This is a genomic window from Streptosporangium sp. CA-115845 (assembly GCF_050943795.1).
Taxonomy (GTDB): domain Bacteria; phylum Actinomycetota; class Actinomycetes; order Streptosporangiales; family Streptosporangiaceae; genus Streptosporangium.
Genome location: NZ_CP191988.1, coordinates 6,799,786 through 6,823,306 on the forward strand (window position 1 = coordinate 6,799,786; position 23,521 = coordinate 6,823,306).

The 23,521-nt window shown below is 70.3% G+C and carries 18 protein-coding genes; 8 read left to right on the top strand and 10 right to left on the bottom strand.

The genetic code is table 11. From position 1 onward, the window contains the following. Nucleotides 1–29: 29 nt before the first annotated feature. The 5 genes from ACQP0P_RS32580 to ACQP0P_RS32600 form a co-directional block, all read right to left on the bottom strand. Nucleotides 30–1,277, bottom strand: coding sequence for a sugar ABC transporter permease (locus tag ACQP0P_RS32580; RefSeq protein WP_433362132.1), 1,248 nt, complete (start codon nucleotides 1,275–1,277; stop codon nucleotides 30–32). Next, nucleotides 1,274–2,038: an ATP-binding cassette domain-containing protein gene (locus ACQP0P_RS32585; protein WP_433362135.1), complete on the bottom strand. Its 765-nt coding sequence runs from the start codon at nucleotides 2,036–2,038 to the stop codon at nucleotides 1,274–1,276. Before ACQP0P_RS32585 ends, ACQP0P_RS32580 begins: the two co-directional genes overlap by 4 nt. A gap of 192 nt (nucleotides 2,039–2,230) precedes the next feature. Further along, complete coding sequence (locus ACQP0P_RS32590; protein WP_433362138.1) at nucleotides 2,231–3,349, bottom strand: sugar ABC transporter substrate-binding protein; 1,119 nt, start codon at nucleotides 3,347–3,349, stop codon at nucleotides 2,231–2,233. A 359-nt stretch (nucleotides 3,350–3,708) separates the two neighbouring features. Further along, the gene (gene acnA, locus ACQP0P_RS32595) at nucleotides 3,709–6,480 is read right to left on the bottom strand and encodes an aconitate hydratase AcnA (RefSeq protein WP_433362141.1); all 2,772 of its coding nucleotides are present in this window, start codon (nucleotides 6,478–6,480) and stop codon (nucleotides 3,709–3,711) included. Nucleotides 6,481–6,671: 191 nt separating this feature from the next. Beyond that, on the bottom strand, nucleotides 6,672–7,400 hold the full coding sequence (locus ACQP0P_RS32600) for a metal-dependent hydrolase (RefSeq protein ID WP_433362144.1): 729 nt from the start codon (nucleotides 7,398–7,400) through the stop codon (nucleotides 6,672–6,674). Between the two features lie 699 nt (nucleotides 7,401–8,099). On the opposite strand from ACQP0P_RS32600, the gene ACQP0P_RS32605 reads away from it, so the two are divergent. After that, nucleotides 8,100–8,858 (top strand): PadR family transcriptional regulator, encoded by a 759-nt coding sequence (locus ACQP0P_RS32605; protein WP_433362147.1) that lies wholly within the window; start codon nucleotides 8,100–8,102, stop codon nucleotides 8,856–8,858. Between the two features lie 7 nt (nucleotides 8,859–8,865). Beyond that, nucleotides 8,866–9,423 (top strand): DUF1707 SHOCT-like domain-containing protein, encoded by a 558-nt coding sequence (locus ACQP0P_RS32610; RefSeq protein WP_433362150.1) that lies wholly within the window; start codon nucleotides 8,866–8,868, stop codon nucleotides 9,421–9,423. Between the two features lie 502 nt (nucleotides 9,424–9,925). Here ACQP0P_RS32610 and ACQP0P_RS32615 read toward each other — a convergent pair. The 3 genes from ACQP0P_RS32615 to ACQP0P_RS32625 form a co-directional block, all read right to left on the bottom strand. Continuing rightward, the gene (locus ACQP0P_RS32615; protein WP_433362153.1) at nucleotides 9,926–12,424 is read right to left on the bottom strand and encodes a polynucleotide kinase-phosphatase; all 2,499 of its coding nucleotides are present in this window, start codon (nucleotides 12,422–12,424) and stop codon (nucleotides 9,926–9,928) included. After that, complete coding sequence (locus ACQP0P_RS32620) at nucleotides 12,417–13,994, bottom strand: 3' terminal RNA ribose 2'-O-methyltransferase Hen1 (protein ID WP_433362156.1); 1,578 nt, start codon at nucleotides 13,992–13,994, stop codon at nucleotides 12,417–12,419. Before ACQP0P_RS32620 ends, ACQP0P_RS32615 begins: the two co-directional genes overlap by 8 nt. A gap of 121 nt (nucleotides 13,995–14,115) precedes the next feature. Continuing rightward, the gene (locus tag ACQP0P_RS32625; protein ID WP_433362159.1) at nucleotides 14,116–15,039 is read right to left on the bottom strand and encodes an LLM class F420-dependent oxidoreductase; all 924 of its coding nucleotides are present in this window, start codon (nucleotides 15,037–15,039) and stop codon (nucleotides 14,116–14,118) included. 148 nt (nucleotides 15,040–15,187) lie between these two features. Between ACQP0P_RS32625 and ACQP0P_RS32630 the strand changes: the two genes are divergently transcribed. From ACQP0P_RS32630 to ACQP0P_RS32645, 4 genes are all read left to right on the top strand, one after another. Then, nucleotides 15,188–16,252, top strand: a complete 1,065-nt coding sequence (locus ACQP0P_RS32630) for a hypothetical protein (protein ID WP_433362162.1) — start codon at nucleotides 15,188–15,190, stop codon at nucleotides 16,250–16,252. A gap of 66 nt (nucleotides 16,253–16,318) precedes the next feature. Next, complete coding sequence (locus ACQP0P_RS32635; protein ID WP_433362165.1) at nucleotides 16,319–17,086, top strand: Clp protease N-terminal domain-containing protein; 768 nt, start codon at nucleotides 16,319–16,321, stop codon at nucleotides 17,084–17,086. A 3-nt stretch (nucleotides 17,087–17,089) separates the two neighbouring features. Then, a complete protein-coding gene (locus ACQP0P_RS32640) occupies nucleotides 17,090–17,311 on the top strand; it encodes a hypothetical protein (protein WP_433362168.1) in 222 nt (73 codons plus the stop codon). A gap of 511 nt (nucleotides 17,312–17,822) precedes the next feature. Next, nucleotides 17,823–18,383 carry an acyl-homoserine-lactone synthase gene (locus ACQP0P_RS32645; RefSeq protein ID WP_433362171.1) on the top strand — a complete coding sequence of 187 codons (561 nt, stop codon included), beginning with the start codon at nucleotides 17,823–17,825 and terminating at the stop codon, nucleotides 18,381–18,383. A 249-nt stretch (nucleotides 18,384–18,632) separates the two neighbouring features. Here the strand turns inward: ACQP0P_RS32645 and ACQP0P_RS32650 are convergent, their stop codons facing one another. Both ACQP0P_RS32650 and ACQP0P_RS32655 read right to left on the bottom strand, forming a co-directional pair. After that, nucleotides 18,633–19,880 (bottom strand): class I SAM-dependent RNA methyltransferase, encoded by a 1,248-nt coding sequence (locus tag ACQP0P_RS32650; protein ID WP_433362174.1) that lies wholly within the window; start codon nucleotides 19,878–19,880, stop codon nucleotides 18,633–18,635. 66 nt (nucleotides 19,881–19,946) lie between these two features. Then, nucleotides 19,947–21,986 (bottom strand): APC family permease, encoded by a 2,040-nt coding sequence (locus ACQP0P_RS32655; protein ID WP_433362177.1) that lies wholly within the window; start codon nucleotides 21,984–21,986, stop codon nucleotides 19,947–19,949. 116 nt (nucleotides 21,987–22,102) lie between these two features. Between ACQP0P_RS32655 and ACQP0P_RS32660 the strand changes: the two genes are divergently transcribed. Together ACQP0P_RS32660 and ACQP0P_RS32665 are read left to right on the top strand one after the other, a co-directional pair. Next, nucleotides 22,103–22,768, top strand: a complete 666-nt coding sequence (locus ACQP0P_RS32660; protein WP_433362180.1) for a potassium channel family protein — start codon at nucleotides 22,103–22,105, stop codon at nucleotides 22,766–22,768. Further along, a complete protein-coding gene (locus tag ACQP0P_RS32665; protein ID WP_433362183.1) occupies nucleotides 22,768–23,439 on the top strand; it encodes a potassium channel family protein in 672 nt (223 codons plus the stop codon). The genes ACQP0P_RS32660 and ACQP0P_RS32665 overlap by 1 nt, the downstream gene beginning before the upstream one ends. The last annotated feature ends 82 nt before the right edge of the window (nucleotides 23,440–23,521 follow it).

Genomic DNA, 23,521 nt, shown 5'->3' on the forward strand with positions numbered 1-23,521 from the left:
GGGTTCCTTCGGTGGATCGGAGTCGCTGATCACCTTAGACCAGTGGCGGCCGCCCGCTTGCGGGAGAGCGCGTCCACCATGGCGGCCAGCAGCAGTACCGATCCGGTGACCATGAACTTGACGCCGGAGCTGTAGCCCATCAGGCCCATGCCGTTCTCGATGACCGCGACCACCGCACCGCCGAGGATGGCGTCGAGCACCCGGCCCTTGCCACCGAACAGGCTGGTGCCGCCGATGACCGCGGCGCCGACCGCGTACAGCAGCACGTTGCTGCCGCCGGTGTTCGGGTCGACGGAACTGGCCCGGGAGGCGGCGATGACGCCGCCGATCGCGGCCATGGAGGAACAGATCACGAAAGCGCTGATCTTCATCCGGTCGACGTTGATACCCGCCCGGCGCGCGGCCTCGGCGTTGCCGCCGACCGCGTACAGGTGACGTCCGTACGCCGTGCGGCGCAGCACGAACGTCAGGACCAGCAGCAGCACCACGATGATGGGCACCACGAGCGGCACGCCCGCCAGTGAGACGACCGCGGCGTTGCGGCTCCGCTCGATGTTGAGGAAGTAGACGGCGAGCCCGCCGAGCAGCGCGAGGGCGCCCACCCGGACCGCGATCAGCGAGACCGGATCGGCGGTCAGCTCCCGGGCGGCGCGCTTGCGGGCACGCCGCAGCTGGAGACCGGCGTATCCGGCGACCCCCACGGCCAGCAGGATCCAGCCCAGCGCGGGCGGGAGGTTCTTGTTGGCGATCGCCAGGATGGTCTCGTCCCGGATGGCGATGATGGTGCCGCCCTTGACCAGCAGCAGGACGAGCCCCTGGAAGGCCAGGAAGGCGGCGAGCGTCACCACGAACGACGGGATGCCGAGTTTCGCGACGATGGAGCCGATCCCGGTGCCGATCACCACGCCGGTGAGGATGGCCGCGCCCACCGCCACGTACCAGGGCAGTCCCTGGCTGCTGAGCAGGATCGCGAGCACCGCGGCGCAGACACCGCTGGCGAAGCCCGCCGACAGGTCGATCTCGCCGAGGAGCAGCACGAAGACCAGGCCCATGGCGATCACCGTGACCGCGGCGCCCTGGGTGAACAGGTTGGCGAAGTTTCCAGCGGTCAGGAAGGACGGCCGGAGGATGGCGAAGATCGCGCAGAGCACCACGAGACCGAACACCGCCGGCAGCGCGCCCATGTCGCCGCCGCGTACCCGCTCGGCGTAGCCGCGAACGTTGCTCCTGATCGAGGGGGCCTCGGGTACGCGCTTCGGGGAAATCGTGGCGGTCATACGGTGGCTCCGTTGGTGAGGCCGAGGTCCCCGCTACGGCCGGAGGTGATCAGTTCGACGACCTGCGCGTGGGTCACGTCCGAGGTCTTGACCTGGGCCGCCATCCGGCCCAGGTAGAGGGTGGCGATCCGGTCCGACACGGCGAACACGTCGTTCATGTTGTGCGAGATCAGCACGACGGCCAGGCCCTGGTCGGCCAGGCGCCGGACCAGTTCGAGCACCTGCGCGGTCTGGGCGACGCCGAGCGCCGCCGTCGGCTCGTCGAGGATGACCACCTTGCTGTTCCACAGCACGGCCTTGGCGATGGCCACCGTCTGGCGCTGGCCGCCGGAGAGACTGGCGACGAGCTGGCGGATGGACTTGACGGTCCTGACCGACAGGCTCTCCAGGGTCTTGGCCGCCATCGCCTCCATCGTGTCCTCGTCGAGGACGATGCCGCGCCGGTGCTCACGACCCAGGAACATGTTCTGGACGATGTCGAGGTTGTCGCAGAGCGCGAGGTCCTGGTAGACGATCTCGATGCCCAGCTCGGCCGCGTCGCGCGGGCTGCCGATCCGGACGGGCTTGCCGTCGAAGAAGTACTCGCCGGAGTCGATCGGGTGGATGCCGCCGACGCACTTGACGAGTGTGGACTTGCCTGCGCCGTTGTCGCCGACCAGCGCGGTCACCTCTCCGGAGTAGGCGGAGAAGGCGACGTCGTGCAGGACCTGTACGGGACCGAAGCTCTTGTCGATCCCGCGGAGTTCCAGTGCGGGGGTCATGGGGTTGTGCTCCCTGTGGTCATTTCGCGCGGCGAAGCTCGCGCGGCTCGGGCGCCTGCGGGCGGTGTCCTGCCCCGTGGCCGGAATGGACGTTCACCTGCCACGTCCCTCCGGCGTCACAGTGCGGATACGCCGCGATGGAGCGCAGGGGGACGGACGGCCTCCGGGGCGGCCGTCCGTCCCCCGCACGCCCTACTGGATTCCGGCCTCGGTGCACTTGTCGGCGAACTCGCCGGTGCACAGCTCGTCCTTGGTCACGAAGCCGTCGGCGACGACGTCCTTGACGCTGTCGAAGAAGATCGGCTGCGGGTCGAGGAGAACGGCGGGCACGTCGGCGCCGCTCTCGGTGTCCTTGACCGTACCGGTCGCCGCGGGCTTCTCGCCCTTGGCCAGGCCGATGGCCAGCGCGGACGCCGCGTCGGCCTCCTTCTTGATCGCCTTGTAGACCGTCATGCACTGGTCACCGGCGAGAATGTTCTGCAGGCCCTGCACCGTGGCGTCCTGACCGGTGACCGGGACCTTGCCGTTCAGGCTGTTCTTCTTCAGGACCGAGATGGCCGCGTTGCCGAGACCGTCGTTGGCGGCCAGGACACCGGCGATCTTCGGCTGCTCGGTGAGCATCTGCTCGAAGATCGTGCCCGCCTGGGCGTTGTCCCAGTCGGGAACCGACTGGTCGGGGCCCTTGACGTAGTCCCCCGAGTCGTACTTGGCCTTGAGCACGCCGTCGTAGCCGTTCTTGAACAGCGTGGCGTTGTTGTCGGTCGGCGAGCCGTTGAGCTCGGCGATGATCGGCTTGTCGGCCTTCTTATCCGACAAGCACTTCACCAGGCCCTCGCCCTGCAGGGTGCCGACCTTGGTGTTGTCGAAGCTGACGTAGTAGGACGCGCCGCCGTTGAGAGTGAGGCGGTCGTAGTCGATGGTGGCCACGCCCTGCGCCTTGGCCTTGTCGAGCACGGCCTTGCCGGTGCCGCTGTCAAGGTTGACGATCATCAGAACCGTGGCGCCATTGGTGATCATCTGGTCGGCGATGGTCTGGAACTGGGTCTTGTCGCCCTGGGCGTTCTGGATGTCGTAGGCGACGCCCGCGGCCTTGAACGCCTCTTCCAGGTACTTGCGGTCCGCGGTCTCCCAGCGGGCGGAGGACTTGCTGTCGGGGAGGATGACGCCGACCTTGCCCGCCACGGCAGCCGAACTCTCCGCGGGGGACGCGCCGCTCGACGCGCTGGTGTCGGCATCGTCGCTCCCGCAAGCGGCGAGGCCAAGGGTCATCGCCGCGGCGGCGGCGGTAAGGCTGAGGATCCCCTTGCGCATGGTGCCCGGGTCCTTTCTTCGAAAGTGGGGGGTACGACGGAGGTGCGGCATGCCGAATTCGCGGGTACGGCTCCACCGGATCTCGGCTCACCGTTCCGTTGAATGTTGTTTGCGGCAACGTATTCCGGCACCGGCCAGGAGCGCCAGACCTTCCATGGCTAAAGTTTGTTGTGGCCGGTAACAATCCAGAAACGCGTCATCAACCCCCATGGCCCCGCACGGCCCCCACCTGCCGCTTCCGGGCGGTGACCGGGAGAACACAAAAAAACCGCCCGGCGGGATGATGTCCCACCGGGCGGTTCCTGTCTGGGGTGTCCCCCGATGTGAGCGGAGCCTGCGTGCGGCCCCGCCCCTCCTGCTCAGCTCTTGGCGAGCAGGGAGCGCAGCACGTACTGCATGATGCCCCCGTGCCGGTAGTAGTCGGCCTCTCCGGGGGTGTCGATGCGTACGACGGCCTGGAACTCCTTGTCGTCGGCCCGGACCGTCACGGTCCGCGGGATGCCACCCTCGTTGAGGGCCTCGACGCCGACGACCTCGAAGGTCTCCTCACCGGTCAGGCCCAGGGACCGCGCCGTCTCCCCCTCGGGGAACTGCAGCGGCAGCACGCCCATGCCGATCAGGTTGGAGCGGTGGATGCGCTCGTAGGACTCGGCGATGACCACGCGGACGCCGAGCAGCGCGGTGCCCTTGGCGGCCCAGTCCCGCGAGGAGCCCGAGCCGTACTCCTTGCCGGCCAGGACGACGAGCGGGATACCCGCGGCCTGGTAGTTGGCGGAGGCGTCGTAGATGAAGGCCTGCGGCCCGCCCGGGGCGGTGAAGTCGCGGGTGTAACCGCCCTCCACCCCGTCGAGCAGCAGGTTCCTCAGCCGGATGTTGGCGAAGGTGCCGCGGATCATGACCTCGTGGTTGCCCCGGCGCGAGCCGTAGGAGTTGAAGTCCTTGACCGCGACACCGTTCTCCCTCAGGTAGTCGGCCGCGGGGGTGCCGACCTTGATCGCGCCCGCCGGGGAGATGTGGTCGGTGGTGACCGAGTCGCCCAGCTTCGCGAGCACCCTGGCCCCGGAGATGTCGGTCACCGGCTCCGGCTCGGACGGCATGCCCTCGAAGTAGGGTGCCTTGCGGACGTAGGTCGAGTCCGGGTCCCACTCGAAGGTGTTACCGGTCGGGATCGGCAGCGAGCGCCAGGTCTCGTCGCCCTTGAACACGTCGGCGTAGTCGTTCAGGAACATCTTCTGGTCGATCGAGGAGGCCACTACCTCCGCGATCTCCTCGGGCGCCGGCCAGATGTCGGCCAGGAAGACCGGCTCACCGTCCGAACCGGTGCCCAGCGGCTCGGCGTTCAGGTCGATGTCCATGGTGCCCGCGAGGGCGTAGGCGACCACCAGCGGCGGCGAGGCCAGGTAGTTCATCTTGACGTCGGGGTTGATCCGGCCCTCGAAGTTACGGTTGCCGGACAGCACCGCGGTGACCGCGAGGTCGTTCTCCTGGATGGCGGCGGAGATCTCCTCCTGCAGCGGGCCCGAGTTACCGATGCAGGTGGTGCAGCCGTAGCCGACCAGGTTGAAACCGATCTTGTCGAGGTAGGGCTGCAGCCCCGAGCGCTCGAAGTAACCGGTGACCACCTGCGAACCGGGGGCCAGCGAGGTCTTGACCCACGGCTTGCGGGTCAGGCCCTTCTCGACCGCGTTCCTGGCGAGCAGCGCGGCGCCCATCATGACGTACGGGTTGGAGGTGTTGGTGCAGCTGGTGATCGCGGCGATGGTCACCACGCCGTGGTCGATCTCGAAGGTGGTGCCGTCCGCCAGGGTGACCGGAACGACCCGGTGCGGGCGCCTGCCGTTGTGACCGGCGGCGTGCGGCCGGTCACCGTTGCCGGCGTGGGAGATCGCCGGAGAGTCCGAGGCCGGGAAGGACTCGTCGGACGCCTCGTCGAGCGGGCCCTGGATGCTCGGCACGTAGTCCTTGACGGACGCGCGCCAGGCGCTCTTGGCGTCGGACAGCGCGATGCGGTCCTGGGGGCGCTTGGGGCCCGCGATCGACGGGACGACCGTGGCCAGGTCCAGCTCGATGTACTCGGAGAAGACCGGCTCCTCGGCCTCCGGGTCCAGCCACAGCCCCTGGGCCTTGGCGTAGGCCTCGACCAGGGCGACCTGCTCGGCGGAGCGGCCGGTCAGCGTGAGGTAGTCGATCGTCTGGCCGTCGATCGGGAAGATCGCGCAGGTCGAGCCGAACTCGGGGCTCATGTTGCCTATCGTGGCCCGGTTGGCGAGCGGAACGCTGGAGACACCCTCGCCGTAGAACTCCACGAACTTGCCGACGACACCGTGCTCGCGGAGCATCTCGGTGATCGTGAGCACCAGGTCGGTGGCGGTGGCCCCGGCCGGGAGCTTGCCGGTCAGCTTGAAACCGACCACCCGCGGGATCAGCATCGAGATCGGCTGGCCGAGCATCGCGGCCTCGGCCTCGATGCCGCCGACGCCCCAGCCCAGGACGCCGATGCCGTTCTCCATGGTGGTGTGGGAGTCGGTGCCGACACAGGTGTCCGGGTAGGCCTTCCCGTCGCGGATCATGACCACGCGGGCCAGGTGCTCGATGTTGACCTGGTGCACGATGCCGGTGCCCGGCGGGACCACCTTGAACTCGTCGAAGGCGGTCTGGCCCCAGCGCAGGAACTGGTAGCGCTCGTGGTTGCGCTCGTACTCCCGCGCGACGTTGCGCTGGAAGGAGTCGGCCCCGCCGAAGAAGTCGACGATGACCGAGTGGTCGATGACCATCTCGGCCGGGGCGAGCGGGTTGATCTTGGCGGGGTCGCCGCCGAGGTCGCGGACGGCCTCACGCATGGTCGCCAGGTCGACGACGCACGGGACGCCGGTGAAGTCCTGCATGATCACGCGAGCCGGGGTGAACTGGATCTCCACGTTCGGCGCGGCGGTCGGGTCCCACTGACCGAGCGCACGGATGTGGTCGGCGGTGATGTTCGCGCCGTCCTCCGTGCGGAGCAGGTTCTCAAGAAGGATCTTCAGGCTGTACGGGAGACGCCCCGACCCTTCCACGGCGTCCAGCCGGTAGATCTCATATCCCGCGTCACCGACGCGGAGCGTGTCACGGCTGCCGAAGCTGTTCGAGGACACGGTTCGCCTCCCTCATCACCCTGATGTCTGTCGCGCCGGCACATAAGGCGCGATTGAATCCTGCCGCACCGCCGGAGCACCCCGGACTGTTAGGTACACCTAACCTCCGAGCCGCCCGCAGGTTGCAGCGGATGTCTCGATATCAAGATATCCCTCCGGGTATCTCGACATCAAATTACCCCCCAGTATGATCACTGCGGGACGAGGCGGAGGTACAGCAGCCCGAGAACGACGACGGAAAGTACCGGGGCGAGAAACTTCTGCTCGAAGGCGCGGCCCGTCTTGATGCCGATCTTCCACGGCAGCAGCCACCTCTGCCGCATCGGCCAGAGCACGGGACAGCCCTTCTCGGTGCAGCAGTCACCCACCACGTGGGTCAGGCATCCGATCGCGACCGCCAGCCCCAGCCAGGCGTAACCCACACCGTCGCTGCGGAACACCACGAACAGCCCGGCCGTCATACCGACGTTGAGCATCGCCGAGGCGAACTTCTTGCCCGGGATGCCGATCCCGATCGCCCGCAGCGCCAGGCCGATGAGCAGGACCACCAGGATGTCGCGGCCGATCGGATAGGTGCCGGCCAGGTAGTGCGCGCCGAAGCCCGCGGCGGCCGCGAACACCAGCGAGTGGGTGGCGTTGCGGTGTCCGCCGGCGAGCCATGACACCGCCTTGCTCAGACCCCAGGTGACCGGCCCGAACGTCTGCGCGATCGTCGCGCTCGGGTGGTCGAGGTCGGGCAGCATCGCGGCACCGGCGCAGATGATGGCCCCGGCGACGAACTCGGCCGGGTTGAGCGCGTTGACCATGACGCCGGTCTCCATGAACTTCGACGTCTCGGTCAGCAGGGGCAGCGCGGCCAGCCCGGGCGCCACCCCCAGCCAGGCGATCGCGCCCGTCAGCGCATGCGTATGCCCCATCATCGCTCAGACACCACCATCAAGATCACGCCGGGAGACTGTACGGCAAAGACCCCTCCAGGTGGAGGACCGTGCCATTTTGCACCATCGGCGTGTCGCGTGGGCGAGAAGATCCCGGCGCGTGAGCACCGGTCGCCTCCACCCGTTTCCAGGATCACTCGAGGGCGACGCTCGTCCGCTTCGATCTCCCCGTCCCTTCACGAGAAGTGCCTGCCATCGGCATCTTCCTACGAATGGGGAACGGATGGAACCGCCGATCGGTGCCGGGGACGGCCGTACGGGAGCACCCACCCGGGAAGATCGCCTTCGCCCTGGGGGTCTCACCCGGAGTCTTCGCCGAACACCCTCCGGATCGCCTCCACGGGAGGCCGGAGACGGGTGGGGAAAGATCGGCGAGCAGGCGGCGGCCTGCGGAAACGACAGACGGGACCGTTCCGCACCGAAAGCACCCCCCAGCCCTTCCGGCGCGGAACGAATCCCGTCTACGTCCTTTGTAACGTGCAGGTCTCAGTGCTTGTTCCAGAATCCGGCAAGAATTACGTGATCTGCCTCACTTACCCGCTGAGCACCCGCACGGTGACCATCGGCTCCCCCTCAAGGGAAGAACCATATTTCAGGACAAGTGTTGCTGTCAGAATGTTCTCGATATATCTTTGAGGCATCGAGAGCGATCAAAAGACGATCGCGATATGGAGGTACGACATGACGGCAGCGAACGCGGCGAGTGGCCCCTGGGCCGGGTTCGGCTCCCAGGAGGTCAGGCGCGAGATGAAGCGCGCGGCCAAGGAGGCGTGGCGGCAGGTGGCCGCCGGATGGCACGAGAGCGGGCCGCAGCACGGGCCGCACCAGCGCCACGAGGGCGGACCGCACGAGCACCGGCACCGCGGGCACCACGGCCCCTTCCCCGGCGGCGGGTTCCCCTGGGACTTCGGCAGGGGTGGTCGAGGCGGCCGGGGGGGCAGAGGCCCGTTCGGCGGGGGACCACCGTTCGGGCGCGGGCGCAAGGCCAAGCGCGGCGATGTCCGCGCGGCGATCCTCGCCCTGCTCACCGAGTCCCCGCGGAACGGCTACCAGATCATCCAGGAGATCGAGCGGCGCAGCGAGGGTGGCTGGAAGCCCAGCCCGGGAGCGGTCTATCCGGCGTTGCAGCAGCTCACCGACGAGGGCCTGGTCCTGGCCGAGGAGAACGAGGGGCGCAAGACCTTCAGCCTCACCGAGGCCGGCCGCGCCTACGTGACCGAGCACTCCGAGGAGGTGCGCGCGCCGTGGGAGGAGATGACGCCCGACATCGACGACAGCACCTGGGAGTTGATGGACACCGCCCGCCAGTCGGGGTTCGCCATGCTCCAGATCCTGCAGACCGGCAGCGAGTCGCAGATCCGGCAGGCGAAGCAGACGCTGGCCGAGACGCGCCGCAAGCTCTACCAGATCCTGGCCGACGGCGACACCGGCGAGGAGTGACCCGACCATGACGCCCCGAGACGACCTCCGCATCGGAGACGCCGAACGTGACGTGGCGATGGAGGCCCTGCGCGAGCACTACGCCCAGGGCCGCCTGACCCGCGAGGAACTCGACGAGCGCCTCGAACTGACCCTGTCCGCGCGGACGGGTGGCGAGCTGGCCCGGGTGAGCGCGGACCTTCCCGGCCCGCGCGCCCCTCGGACCGAGGAGTCCGAGGACACCTGGGGTCCCTGGGGCGCGGGAGCCCCCTGGGGCCCCGGCGAAGGGCCGTGGAGCGCGGGCCACCGGGGCCGCGGGCACGGCCACCCCTGGGGCGCCCACCGTCCCGAGGGCCGCCGTCACCACCCGGGCTGGAGTCACCACCACGTGGGCCGCCGCGGCGGACCGCCGTTCTTTCCCCTGATGATCCTGGTGCTGGTGGCCGGGGTGCTGGTCGGCGGGTTCGGGGTGCTGAAGTTCGTCTTCCTCGCCTGGCTGGCGATGGCCGTGCTGGGCATGCTCCACCGCAGGCGGTGGCACTCCAGGACGCGCTCCCGCCGGGTCGGCCCCCCGGCCGCTTTCTGATCGGCTTCTTATCGGCTCAGGGGCGAGCGGGCGACCCGCGGCGCGCTCGCCCATCATCCGCCCCCCGCGGGGCGCTCACACCGGCCGGTACGGACGTGGCTCCGGCCGGTCAGGCGAGAGGCTCCCGCAGCCGCCACATCTCCTCATCGACGGCACCATCTTCAACCCCATCCCCAAGAGCGGCAAGCGCCACAGATCGTGGCGGGAAGACCGCGCCCGTCCACCGGGCGACGGCCGCCGGATCACGCCGCGGCGACCGGCGGGCCGGGCGGCGCGGCGACGTGCCCAGCCCGCACGGCAGCCGACCGGCCGCCGCCACCGACAGGCCGGCCCCGAACCAGGCCCGGGCGGGGCCGACGCTCGCTGCGCAGCGAGGTCTCGCTCTCCGCTACCCGGCCGTCCGGGCCGGCAAAGCTCTTCGGAGCCCAAGGACCCGGTACGGGCGGGGCGATCGGCGCAATCCCGAAAAATACCTTCCTTCTTCTCCGGCTTCGCCGAAAAGCTACAGGCGGGGATCGACCGGCTCGGACTCCAGCGCCAGGACGGCGAAGACCGCCTCGTGCACCCTCCACAGCGGCTCCCCCTCGGCCAGCCGGGAGAGCGCCTCGACACCCAGCGCGTGCTCGCGCAGGGCGAGCGAGCGCTTGCGGCCCAGGAACCGGCGGCGCAGGACGTCCAGGCTCTCGGTGTAGTCGGGGCCGTAGATGATCCGCAGGTACTCCCGCCCACGCACCTTGACCCCCGGCTGCACCCTGCTCTGCCCGCCCGGCGGGTCCAGCGGCTTGACGACCATGCCCTCGCCGCCCTCGGCGGTCAGCGCCGACCACCAGGCCGTGGCCGCCTCCGTCGACTCCGGCGAGGTCAGATCCGCGAACACGTGCCGGGTGGGCGCGATCAGCGGGTCGTCGAGCCGGGACAGCAGGTCCAGGTGCCAGGAGTGCGGCTCCTGGACCGCGGTCGCCCGGCCCTCGCAGGCGAGGATCTGGAACGGTGCCAGGCGGAGGCCCTCCAGTCCGGAGACAGGCCAGCAGTAACGCGCATACGCCTGCCTGAAACGGGCAGCGTTGGTGGAGCGGCGGCGGGTACGGTCCAACAGATCGCCCACATCCAACCCGCGCCCGGCCGCCGCCTCCAACACGGTGATCGCCTCGGGCAGCACCGCACGGGCCGCGGCCCCCACTGACGCGTACTGGCCGCGGATCAGCCCCTCGGCCTTGGCCGACCAGGGCAGCAGCTCGCAGTCGAGGGCGAGCCAGCCGGATCCCAGCTCCTCCATCAGCGGCGCGCACACCCGCCTGAGCCTGTCGACCAGCGCGGTGGTGTCGGCGAAGAACGGCCTTCCGGTACGGGTGTACACCGCCCCGGCGCTGCCGTCGGCGATCCCGAACCGCGCCGCCGCCACCTCCGGGTCGGCGGCCAGCACGGCCACCGCCCGCGAGCCCATGTGCTTCTCCTCGCAGACCACCCGGGTCACCCCGGCCGCCGCGAACTCGGCGAACGCCTCCGCCGGGTGCTCCAGGTAGCCGTCGAGGCGGGAGGTCTCCGGGGGCGCCATCGTCGGTGGGAGGTAGACCAGCCAGCGCGGGTCGACCGCGAACCGGCTCATGATCTCCAGAGCGGCGGCCGAGTTCTCCTCGCGGACCTTGACGCGGCCACCGCCGTGGCGCACCTCGATGTGCCTGGTGCCCCGCACGTCCTCGACGGAGAGCAGGCCGAGGTCGCGGTGGCCGGGAGCGGCCGGCGGCCTGACCGACTCGTACCAGACACGCTCGGCGGGCACCGAGACGATCTCCCGCTCGGGGTAGCGCAGCGCGGTGAGCCGCCCGCCGAAGACCACCCCGGTGTCCAGACAGATCGTGTTGTTGACCCACTCGGTTTCGGGGACCGGGGTGTGGCCGTAGACGACCATGGCCCGGCCCCGGTACTCGCGCGCCCAGGGGTAGCGCACCGGCAGGCCGTACTCGTCGGTCTCTCCGGTGGTGTCGCCGTACAGCGCGAAGGAGCGGACCCTGCCGGAGGCACGGCCGTGGTAGGCCTCCTTGAGCCCGGCGTGGGCGACGACGAGCCTGCCCCCGTCGAGCTGGTAGTGGCTGATCAGCCCGTCCATGAAGGCCAGCGCCTCCCGCCTGAACTCCTCCGGCTCGGCGGCCAGCTGGTCCAGCGACTCCTGGAGGCCGTGGGTCACCCTTACCTTGCGGCCGTTGAGCGCGCGGGCCAGCTTCTGCTCGTGGTTGCCCGACACGCACAGCGCGGTCCCCGCCGCGACCATGCCCATGACCAGCCGGAGCACGCCCGGCGAGTCGGGCCCCCTGTCCACCAGGTCGCCGACGAACACCGCCGTCCTGCCCCCGGGGTGGACCGCCCCCGCGCCACCGGGGTCGACCTCCCAGCCGAGGTCGCGCAGCAGCGCCTCCAGCTCGGCGCGGCAGCCGTGCACGTCGCCGACGATGTCGAACGGGCCGGTCAGCTCGCGCCTGTCGGTCCACGCCTTCTCGGTGACAACCGTGGCGGCCTCGATCTCCTCGGCCCCGCGCAGCACGTGGACCCGGCGGAAGCCGTCGCGGGAGATCTTGCCCATGGAGCGGCGCAGATCCTTGTGCTGCCTGGTGACCACGCGCGCCCCGAAATCCCGGTCGGGCCTGGTCTCGTTGCGCGCGACCGCCAGCTCCCCGGGCACGTCCAGGATGATCGCGTCGACCAGCACGTTGTGCGACTTCGCGAGCTCGACCAGCTTCTTGCGCGCCTCCCACTGGACGTTCGTGGCGTCCACGACCGTCAGCAGCCCGCGCCGCAGGCGGGTGCCGACGATGTAGTGGAGCACATCGAAGGCGTCAGGGGTGGCGGCCTGGTCGTTCTCGTCGTCGGAGACCAGCCCCCGGCAGAAGTCGGAGGAGATCACCTGGGTCGGCGCGAAGTGCCTGGCGGCGAAGGTCGACTTGCCGCTGCCGGACACCCCCACGAGCACGACCAGCGACATCTCCGGTACGGCGATCTCAGTCATCTCCACCTCCCGCGCTTCCCGCACTCGCGGGCCCTTCCGGGCCCGCGGAACCCCCCGCGCTCCCGAGACCGCCTGCCGCGCTCGCGAGGCCGAACAGGGCCATCTGGGTGGGCGGGCCCACCTCGTGGTCGTCGTCGCCGACCGGCAGGAACTCGACACGGTAGCCGTACTCGCCGCACACCTTTGCCGCCCACGCGTGGAACTCGGCGCGGGTCCACTCGAAGCGGTGGTCGGGGTGGCGCATGCCGCTCAGGAACTCGTAGCGGACGTTGTGCTCGGCGTTGGGGGTCGTCACGATCACGTGCCCCGGCCGGGCGGCTCCGAAGACCACCCGCTCCAGCGCGTCCAGGCGCGGTGGGTCGACGTGCTCGACGACCTCCATCAGCACCGCGGCGTCGTATCCGGCGAACCGGGCGTCGGTGTAGGTCAGCGCTCCCTGGAACAGCTCCAGCCGCTCCCGCCGGCGCTCGGGCATCCGGTCGAGTTTCAGGCGCCTGGCCGCGAGCGCCAACGCCTGGGAGGAGACGTCCACCCCGGCCACCCTGGTGAAGCGGGGCCGCTCAAGCAGCGCCCCGACCAGGCGGCCGGAACCGCACCCGAGATCGATGACGGTGCTCGCGCCCAGCCCCTCCAGCGTGGCGAGCACGGCCTCCAGGCGCAGGGTGTTCAACGGCCGCCTGGCGGCACCCGCGGGCCCGGCCTGCCCCTCCCCCCCGGGAGGAGCATCACCGGCGGGGAGGACCTCGCCCGGCGCGCCGTTCCCACCGGGGGCGATGGCGGGCGCCGCCGCAGGGTCCTCCTCGGCAGGGGGTTCGAGGTCCTCCTCCACGTCGTCGCCGATCTCGGCGAGGCGGGCGAAGGCGGTACGGGTGAGGGCCCGGCGACGGCCGAGGTAGCGGCGGGTGATCAGGTCCCTGGCGGGGTGGGCGGCCAGCCACGACTCACCCGCCCTGATCAGCTTGTCCACCTCGTCGGGGGCCACCCAGTAGTGCTTGGCGTCGTCGAGGACCGGGAGCAGCACGTAGAGCTGGTTGAGCGCGTCGGCCAGGCGGACCTCCCCGCGCAGCACCAGCCGCACGTAGCGGGAGTCGCCCCACTCGGGGAACTCCTCGTCCAGCGGCAGGGCGGTCGCCTCGACCCGCCAGCCCAGCGGTTCGAACAGCCGGTGCGCGAGTTCGGGACCCCCCTTGCACGGCAGCACGGGCAGGGTGATCTCCAGCGGGATCGGCCCCGCGGCCAGTTCGGGACGGCTGTCGCAGCGCCCGGTGCGCGCCGTGCGGAACACGTCGGCCAGCGCCACGGCCAGCAGCGACGACGCGGCGTAGGGCCGGTCGTTGACGTACTGGCCCAACGTGTAGTCGGGCGTGGACCGGTCGCGCGAGCGCACCAGGCGGATCGGGTCGACGTCGAGCATCAGCGCGGCCGTGCAGCGCTCCTCGCCCGCCTCGGGGTAGAGGACGCGTGCCACACCGCACGACTGGCCGAACTCCTGGATCCGGTCGGGATGCTTGTGCAGCAGGAACCCGAGATCCGTGGCGGGCCGTACGGTGGTTGAGATCGTCAGCAGCACCCGGCTCAGTGTGCCGCACGCCCGCCGGGACGGCTATGGATTATTACTCCCGAACACCCCCGACACGGCCATCTCGGAGAAGGTCGGCCTGCCCGTGAGCGGTGACGTGCAGGCCCGCGGCCTACACGTGGGGCAGGACCTCCTCGGCGATGAGGTTCAGGTGGTCGAGGTCGGCCAGGTCGAGCACCTGCAGGTAGACCCGCTCGACGCCCAGTTCGGCGAAGCGGCCGATCTTCTCGATCACCTCGGCGGGGGTACCCGCCAGGCCCGTCGCGCGCAGCACGCCGAGGTCCTGCTCGATGCCCCCGGCCCGCCGCGCGATCTCCGCGTCGCCGGAGCCGACACAGACGGTCTGCGCGACCGAGAGCACGACCGGTTCCCTGCCCTCCGCCTCACATGCCCTGCCGACCCGGTCAAGGGCCTTCGCGGTGTCGTCCAGGGTGCGAAACGGCACGTTGTACTCGTCGGCGAACCTGGCGACCAGGCGCGGGGTGCGCGTGGTGCCGACGCCGCCGATGATGATCGGCGGCCTGGGGCTCTGCGCGGGCTTGGGCAGCGCGGGCGAGTCCGCCAGCCGGTAGTGGGCGCCTTCAAAGGAGAACGTCTCGCCCACCGGTGTGGTCCAGAGCCCGATCAGGATCTCCAACTGCTCCTCGAACCGGCCGAACCGCTCGCCGACCGGCGGGAACGGGATGCCGTACGCGACGTGCTCGGCGTCGAACCAGCCGGTGCCCAGGCCCAGCTCGACCCGGCCGCCGCTCATCTGGTCGACCTGGGCCACGCTGATCGCCAGCGGCCCTGGCAGCCGGAAGGTGGCCGGGGTGACCAGGGTGCCCAGGCGAATCGTGGAGGTGTCCCTGGCCAGGCCCGCCAGGGTCGTCCAGGCATCGGTGGAGCCGGAACCGGGGTCGCCCGCTCCGATCCGCAGGTAGTGGTCGGAACGGAAGAAGGCGTCGAAACCCAGACGCTCCGCGGCCAGCGCGACCGTCAGCAACTCGTCGTAGGTGGCACCCTGCTGCGGTTCCGTGAAGATCCTCAACTTCATGACGACCATTATCCGGGCACTCCGGACGGCATCCGCAGAAAGCCCACGCCGCGGCCGGAACGCTTGCTACCGTTCTGCCCTTCGACGCAACGGGTAGCGGATCCGACACTCACAGCGATCACCCCTGTCGTTGAGGAAGGGGGATCACATGCCCGTGGCGACCGACCGTCCCGGCACTCGCCGGGACCGCGAGCCCGGCACCCCGCCCCGGCCCCTCGTGGTGCTCGCCTCCATCGCGCTCGCCGTGGGAACCGGTGGCGCGATCTGGCTGCTGCCCCCCAGGGCGCAAGGCGAGTGGGCCGCCGCCGGCAGGCGTGCCGGGGCGGGCGCGCCACCCTCGGGGACCGCCACCCGGCCCACCTCCGAGCAGGCGCCCACACCGGCTGTCGTTCGCCCGTCGGGCTTCGTGGCGTTCGTGGACGCGGTCCACGACCCGCGCTTCAACCTCTCCAAGGCGGCCAGGAAGAGCCGCGTGCGCTGGTTCACGCTCGGCCACCTCACCGCCGGGCGCAGCGGCTGCGTCCCCCGATGGGGCGGGCTCCAGGGACAGGGACGCAATCCGGTCGCCAACCGGCTCGGCCCCCTGCGCGCCGCCGGCGGGGACGCGGGCCTCGCCTTCGGTGGCCCCGCCGGACGCGAACTCGCCACCGCCTGCGCGGACCTCGGCCGGCTCACCGCCGCCTACCGCCGGGCGATCGGCGCCTTCGACGCCAGGTACATCGACTTCGAGGTCCACGCCCCGGCCGGTGACGCCGCCGTGCGGCGGCGCGCCAGGGCGATCGCGGCCCTGCAGCGGCAGGCCGCCCGCGAGGGCCGCCCCCTCACGGTCAGCTTCACCCTCCCGGTCACCGGGACCGGCCTGGCCCTCGGCGACCAGGAGCTGCTCCGGGTCACCCGGGCGGAAGGCGTCGAGATCGCCACCGTCAACCTGCTTGCCCCCGTTGGCACCTCCCCCGGTTCCGGAGGCCGCCTGCACCCGATCGCCTCCGCCGTCCGCGCCGCGCATCCGCAGATAGCCCGCTCCCTGGGTGAGAGCGCCGCCTGGAACCGGATCGCCCTGACACCCGTGCTGGCCAGGTCTGGCGATCTCACCCGGCTCGACGCCCGCAGACTCGCCGCCTTCACCAGCCGCAACAACCTGGCATGGCTCTCCGCCAGGGGCGCGGCCCTCGCCCCCGGCATCACCCGGTTCCTCACCGGCGCGGCACACTAGACAACCACTCCCCTTTGGGGTTATTTATGGGTTATAACCCTTCTGTAACCCTCAAGGGGAGATGTGATGCCGAAGATCAACGTCTACCTGCCGGACGAGCTGGCCGAGGCGGTCAAGAGAGCCGGCGTGCCGGTCTCCGCCGTGTGCCAGCGGGCACTGGAGCAGGCCGTGCGGCGGGTGACCTCCATCCGCGAGACGGCGCTCAGCGCCCCCGACCTCGACGACCTGGCGGCGCGCTTCCCCCACTTCACCCCGCGGGCCCGGTCCGTGATCAAGCTGTCGGTGGAGCAGGCTCGGGCCCTGGGCGCGGCCGAGGTCGGCACCGAGCATCTGCTGGGCGGCATGCTCGCCGAGGGGAGCAATCTAGCGCTCCAGGTCCTGGGCGCCCTGGAGATCGACCCCGAGGAGGTGCGGCGCCGGCTGGACCGGCCGAGCACCGCCACCCCGGCCGCGACCACCGGCGACGCCGAGCTCGCCTTCGGGGCGCCCGCGGCGGCGGCCCTGGAGATGACCGTCACCGAGGCCACCTCGCTCGGCCACAACTACATCGGCTGCGAACACCTGCTTCTCGGGCTGATCGCCGAACCGGAGGGAGTGGCCGGGCATGTCCTGCGGGAACTGGGGGCCGAGCACCGGCTGACCCGCCGCGCGGTCGCGGCGGCCCTCGCCGGTTACGTCCACCTGCGCGCGCAGACCCAGACCGCCTCCGTCGTCCCGGCCCAGCCCGCCGACGCGGCGAGCGCACTGTCGGCGGCCGTACGCGAGGAGCTCCGTCCCGTCCTGCGCAGGCTCGAACGGCTGGAGGAGCACCTCGGCCTCGCGGACGAGGCGTAGCCGGTGAGCGCGACCGTGCACGCGGTCGCGGCTGTGATCGCGCGCCTGGCCGGGGGCGTACTCGTCGGCGTACTCGTGGGCATCGGCTCGGGCGTGATCACGGGTGTGGTCTCCGGCCTGGTCGCCGGCGGAGTGGTGGGAACGATCGTGCGCGCCGCGTCCGCGGAAGGCGGCACGCGCGGCGATTCCCCCGCCTCGGCGAAGGACCGCGCCGGGACGCGATGAGACACCGCCCCGGCGCGTTCTCCCCCGGGTCACTCCTCGGCCGGCTCGCTGCCCGGCAGCGCCACACACTCCACGTGGTGGGTCATTTGAGAGCGGCGGGCTTCCTCGCAGGTCACGGATCGTCAACGTCGAGATCCTCGACCTCGCCGATAAACGGCGGGTCGGACGGCTCGCGCTCGTCGCCCGGGTCGTACGGCTTGGCGATCATGTGATCACAGGGTGCTCCTGTCCCGGTGAGGGCATAGAAAGTGCTTGACTCACCCCGTCTAGGGCGTATGGTCCGATCAGGATGGTTTCTTACCGGTTCGCCGGTGAGATGGTCACGCCGGGGGTGCAGTCGGACTGCTCGTCGGCGAGTGGCGCGACGAGGTGCAGCGCATGCCGAACGGCAGCCAGTGGGTGGCGCGGGCCCCGATCACTGGAGAGATACGACATCGACGCCGGTAACCATTGCGTACAACGGATTGTCGTCGGCCGCACGGGTGACCTCCCGGCGTGGTTACTCACCGGCATGTTCCGCCTCCGCCACGAGGTGTTCTACGAACGCCTCCGCTGGAACGTCGACAGCCTCCACGGAATGGAGCGAGATTCCTACGACGACTGCGATCCGGTCTATGTGATCAGCCATGGGGAGGTCTGCCGGGAGGTCACGGGGTGCTGTCGGCTCCTGCCCACCGACGGTCCTTATATGATCCCCGACGTCTTCTCTGAGACGTTGCGCGGCGCCCCCGCTCCTCGCGATCCGAGCATCTGGGAGCTCAGCCGCCTGGCCACCGGCCGGGCCTGGCCCCGCACTACGGCAGCGGGTTTCGGCCCGCTTGCCCTTGCGCTGCTCCGGGACGCGTTTCGCTGGGTTGATCGGTACGGTGACACGGTGGTCGCGGTCTCAGGCGTGGCCCTGGAACAGCGCCTGCATGTCATGGGTGTTCCCACCCGGCGTTTCGGTGACGGCAGGGCGACGCGCCTTGGCCGGCTTCTGTGTTCCGCCTATGCCGTCTCAACCCAGGCCTTCCTCGAGAGCGCGCCTGCCGCGCCGACGGCGGCGGCGATTCCCTGCCAGGACGAGTCCTAGCCCCCGCCGTATGGTGGGGGCTCTTCGCTTCGGCGGCCTCTGCCCGGCAGCCGGCGAGGGCGACTCCCCTCGCTGCCGTACCGGGACCCTACGGGTGCCGCTATCGCGGTCCACCCCTTGGTCTGTATCGGCCGGGTCTCTTGTCCACCCGATGTGACGGGCCCACGGTTCCATGATCATGCGCAGCCGGTGCGCAAAGATCCTGGAAAACGCCGGACCACGACGTGTTGCATAACACCTGGTCAGAGCCTATATCGAGCCTCTGACCAGCAGCGCCACACACTCCACGTGGTGGGTCATCGGGAAGGCGTCGAAGGCGCGCAGGTCGGCGAGGCGGTAGCCGCCCTCGGCGAGCCAGGCGAGGTCACGGGCCAGGGTGGCCGGGTCGCAGGAGACGTACACGATCCGAGTGGCCTCAAGAGTGGTCACGCGGTCGACGACGTCGCGGCCCAGACCCGCCCGGGGCGGGTCGACGACGACCAGGTCCGCGCGCTCGATACCGAAGCGGTCGAGGGCGTTCTCCACCCGTCCCCTGGCGAAGCGCGCCTGGGGGAGGTCACGGAGGTTACGCTCCGCGTCGCGGACGGCGACGGACTCGGACTCGACGCCGAACACGGCCCCCTCGGGGCCGACCGCCTCGGCGAGCCCGGCGGCGAACAGGCCGACGCCGCAGTAGAGGTCGAGGGCCCACTCGCCCGGCCGCGGCGCGGCGAACTTCAGGACCGCGTCGAGCAGGGTGGCGGCGGCGCCGGGGTGGACCTGCCAGAAACCACTGCCGGTGACCTGGAAGTCACGCTCGCCGACGCGCTCGACGAGATGGTTGCGGCCGTGGACGACCCGGCTGCGGCCCTTGCCCTCGTCGACGAAGACGGCCACGCTCGTGTCGAGGTCGGGTACGGCCACCGTGCGCCGGGGCTTGGGGGCGATCACGACCGCCTGGTCACCGGTGGAGGAGGCGATGACCTCGACCGAGGAGGCGTTGCGCCAGTTCATCACCTCGGCTCCGACGTTCTCGACCTCGGGGTGGGCGATCAGGCAGGCGTCCACCGGCTCGATGTCGTGGGAGCGGTGGCGGCGCAGGCCCACCCCACCCTCACGGTCGACGGCGAACTGGACGCGGGTACGCCAGCCGAGGCCGTCGGGGGCGCCTGGGACCTCCTCGACGACGCCCTTCCAGTCGATTCCGCCCAGACGCTTGAGCTGCTCGGCCACCACGTCGGCCTTCAGGCGGCGCTGGGCCTCCAAGGAGGCGTGCTGCCAGTCGCAGCCGCCGCAGCGGCCGGGGCCCGCGAACGGGCAGGGCGGGCTCACCCGGTCGGCGGAGGGCTCCAGGATCTCGACGGCGTCGGCCCGCAGGAACCGGGAGGTCTCCTCGGTGATCTCGGCCATGACGCGCTCGCCGGGCAGCGCGTGCCGCACGAAGACGACCCGGCCGTCATGGCGCGCGACACACCAGCCACCGTGTGCAACCGGTCCCACCGTCAGTTCGATCATCATGGCCGTCGCCCCCAGAGAATTCGTCGTCGGTCGAGCCTCCTTGCGGTCAGGAGCGCATACGAAAGGTTATGCCTTGACGTCCTCGTCCCGGGCCGCCTCCCGGCGGGGACGGCGGACGGCGCCCGGCGCGAGCGGCTCAGGGCGGCCCTTGAGCCGGTCGGAGGAATGGAGCTGCCAGGGCACGCTGATGACCATCACACCGGGCTGGAACAGCAGGCGGCCCTTCAGCCGCAGCGCGCTCTGGTTGTGCAGAATGTGCTCCCACCAGTGGCCGACGACGTACTCGGGGATGTAGACGCTCACCACGTCGCGGGGAGAACGGCGGCGCAGCGACCTGACGTACTCCAGGATCGGCCGGGTGATCTCGCGGTAGGGCGAGTCGAGCGTCTTCAGCGGCACCGGGATGCCGCGCCGCTCCCACTCCTCCTGCAGCTCTCTGGCCTCCGTGCCCTCCACGCCCACGGTGATCGCCTCAAGCTTGGAGGGACGGGTGGCGCGGGCGTAGGCGAGAGCTCGCAGGGTCGGCTTGTGGATCTTGGAGACCAGGACGATGGCGTGGTTGCGCGCGGGCAGTATCGACTCGTCCACCGCCGAGTCGTCGGCGGCGAGTTCGCGGGCCACGTTCTCGTAGTGGCGGTGGATGCCCTTCATCATCAGGAACAGCACCGGCATGGCCACGCAGACGATCCACGCCCCGTGGGTGAACTTGGTGAGCAGCACGACCACCAGCACCACACCGGTCATCACTCCGCCGAAGAAGTTGATGGTCCGCGAGCGGTACATCTGGTGGCGGACCTTCGGGTCGGTCTCGGTTCTCAGGTGCCGGCTCCAGTGCCGGACCATGCCGATCTGACTCAGCGTGAACGACACGAAGACGCCCACGATGTAGAGGTTGAGCAGGCGGCTGACGTCGGCCTCGAAGCCCCACAGCAGCAGGCAGGCCCCGGCCGCGAGGATCACGATGCCGTTGGAGAAGGCGAGCCGGTCGCCCCGGGTGTGCAGCTGGCGGGGCAGGTAGCGGTCCTGGGCCAGGATCGAGCCGAGCACGGGAAAGCCGTTGAAGGCGGTGTTGGCGGCGAGGAACAGGATCAGCGCGGTGACCGCCGAGATGACGAAGAAGGGCAGCGAGCCGTTTCCGAAGACCGCGTCGGCGACCTGGGAGATGATCGGCTGCTGGTAGTAGCCGGGCCCGGCGGGCCGCCCGTCGATGAGCACGTCCCGGAAGGCGACCGCGGGGTCGGCGACCTTGACCCCCGAGGCCAGGCCGAGGGAGATGATGCCGACGAACATCGTCACCGCGACCAGGCCCATCATCAGCAGCGTGGTCGCGGCGTTCTTGCTCTTGGGCTTGCGGAAGGCGGGCACGCCGTTGCTGATCGCCTCGACACCGGTGAGTGCGGCGCAGCCGGTGGAGAACGCGCGCAGGATCAGGAAGGCCGCCGCGAAGGAGGTCAGGTTGGACTGCTCGGCGACGATCTCGTACCCGGCGGTGGGCGCGCGCAGCTCGTCACCGAGGATGAGCACCCGGAAGCTTCCCCACACGATCAGGCCGAGGACGGCGAACATGAAGGCGTAGGTGGGGATCGCGAAGGCCGCACCGGACTCCCGGATACCACGCAGGTTCACCAGGGTCAGCAGGACGACGATGGCGATCGCGACCAGCGGCTTGTGCTCGGCGACGTAGGGGATGGTGGCCCCCACGTAGTCGACGCCGTTGGCGACCGACACCGCGACGGTCAGCACGTAGTCGACCATCAGGGCGCTGGCGACGGTCAGACCGGCGTTCGGGCCGAGGTTGACCGTGGCGACCTCGTAGTCGCCGCCCCCGCTGGGGTAGGCGTGCACGTTCTGCCGGTACGAGGCGACGACGGTGAGCATCACCACCACGACGGCGACGGCGACCCAGGGGCTGAAGTTGTAGAAGGAGACTCCGGCCAGCGAGAGGATGACGAGGATCTCCTGCGGGGCGTAGGCCACCGAGGAAAGCGCGTCACTCGCGAAAACAGGTAGTGCGATGCGCTTGGGAAGCAGCTGCTCGTGTAACTGTGTGCTGCGTAGCGCACGCCCGATGAAAAGGCGTTTGACAAGGTCCGTCACCTTCGACACGTCTGCTGATGCTAGTCGCTATTACCCGGCTGCACTCACACGGCACTCCTTGGGGCGCCATACTGGCTGAATACATTGGGAACCAAGATCCGCCTCACAGCGACCGGCGGGGGAGCATGCATATCGTGATCATGGGGTGTGGCCGGGTGGGTTCGACTCTGGCGCACATTCTTGAGGACAGCGGCCACTCGGTCGCGATCATTGACCGTGACCCGCAGGCGTTTCGCCGCCTGCGGGCCGGGTTCCGGGGCCGCAGGGTCACCGGGATCGGCTTCGACCGGGACGTCCTGGAAGAGGCCGGCATCGAGGCCGCGGGCGCCTACGTGGCGGTGAGCAGTGGCGACAACTCGAACATCATCTCCGCCAGGGTCGCCCGCGAGACGTTCGGCGTGGACAACGTCGTGGCCAGGATCTACGACTCCCGGCGCGCCGAGGTCTACCAGCGGCTGGGCATCCCCACGGTGGCCACGGTCCGCTGGACCGCCGACCAGATCCTGCGCCGCGTCCTGCCCGAGGGTGCCGAGCCGCTCTGGCGCGACCCCAGCGGGCGCGTGGTGCTGATCGAGGTGGCCTACCATCCCGGCTGGATCGGCGCCCCGGTGCGGAGGCTGGAGGAGGCCGCGGGAACCCGCCTGGCGTTCATCAACCGGATCGGTGAGACCCTGCTGCCCAGGAACGACTCGGTGGTGCAGGAGGGGGACGTACTGCACGTCATGGCGGTCGAGGCGGACATGGACCGCATCAACAAGGTGCTGTCCGGGGCGCCGGAGGAGGGGCACTGATGCGCGTCACCATCGCCGGCGCGGGAGCGGTCGGCCGGTCGATCGCCGCCGAACTCCTGGAGAACGGCCACGAGGTCCTGCTCGTCGACATCGACCCCAAGGCCATCAAGATTGACACCGTGCCGCGGGCGGAGTGGCTGCTCGCCGACGCCTGTGAGATCTCCTCGCTGGACGAGGCGGGCCTGGCCGACTGCCACGTGGTCGTCGCGGCCAGCGGCGACGACAAGGTCAACCTCGTGGTGTCGCTGCTCGCCAAGACGGAGTACGGCGTGCCGCGCGTGGTCGCCAGGATCAACCACCCCAAGAACGAGTGGCTGTTCAACGAGTCGTGGGGCGTCGACGTGGCCGTCTCGACCCCGCGCCTGCTGAGCGCGCTGGTGGAGGAGGCGGTCAGCGTCGGCGACCTGGTGCGCCTGATGACCTTCCGCCAGGGCCAGGCCAACCTGGTCGAGCTCACCCTGCCCGAGGACGCGCCGGTCGTCGGTCAGCGGGCCGGCTCGGTGCCGTGGCCGAACGACACCGCCCTGGTCGCGATCCTGCGCGAGGGCCGGGTGCTGGTGCCCACCGCAGACGACCCGCTGGAGGCCGGCGACGAGCTGATGTTCGTGGCCAGCCAGGAGGTCGAGGAGGAACTGGCCGAACTCCTGTCCCCGCACCGCGCGCCGCGCTGAGCGGAAAGGCTTCGGACCGGCATGCCGGTCCGAAGCCCGATCACCGGTCAGCGGCGTCCGTGCGGGGCCGGGGACGGCGGAG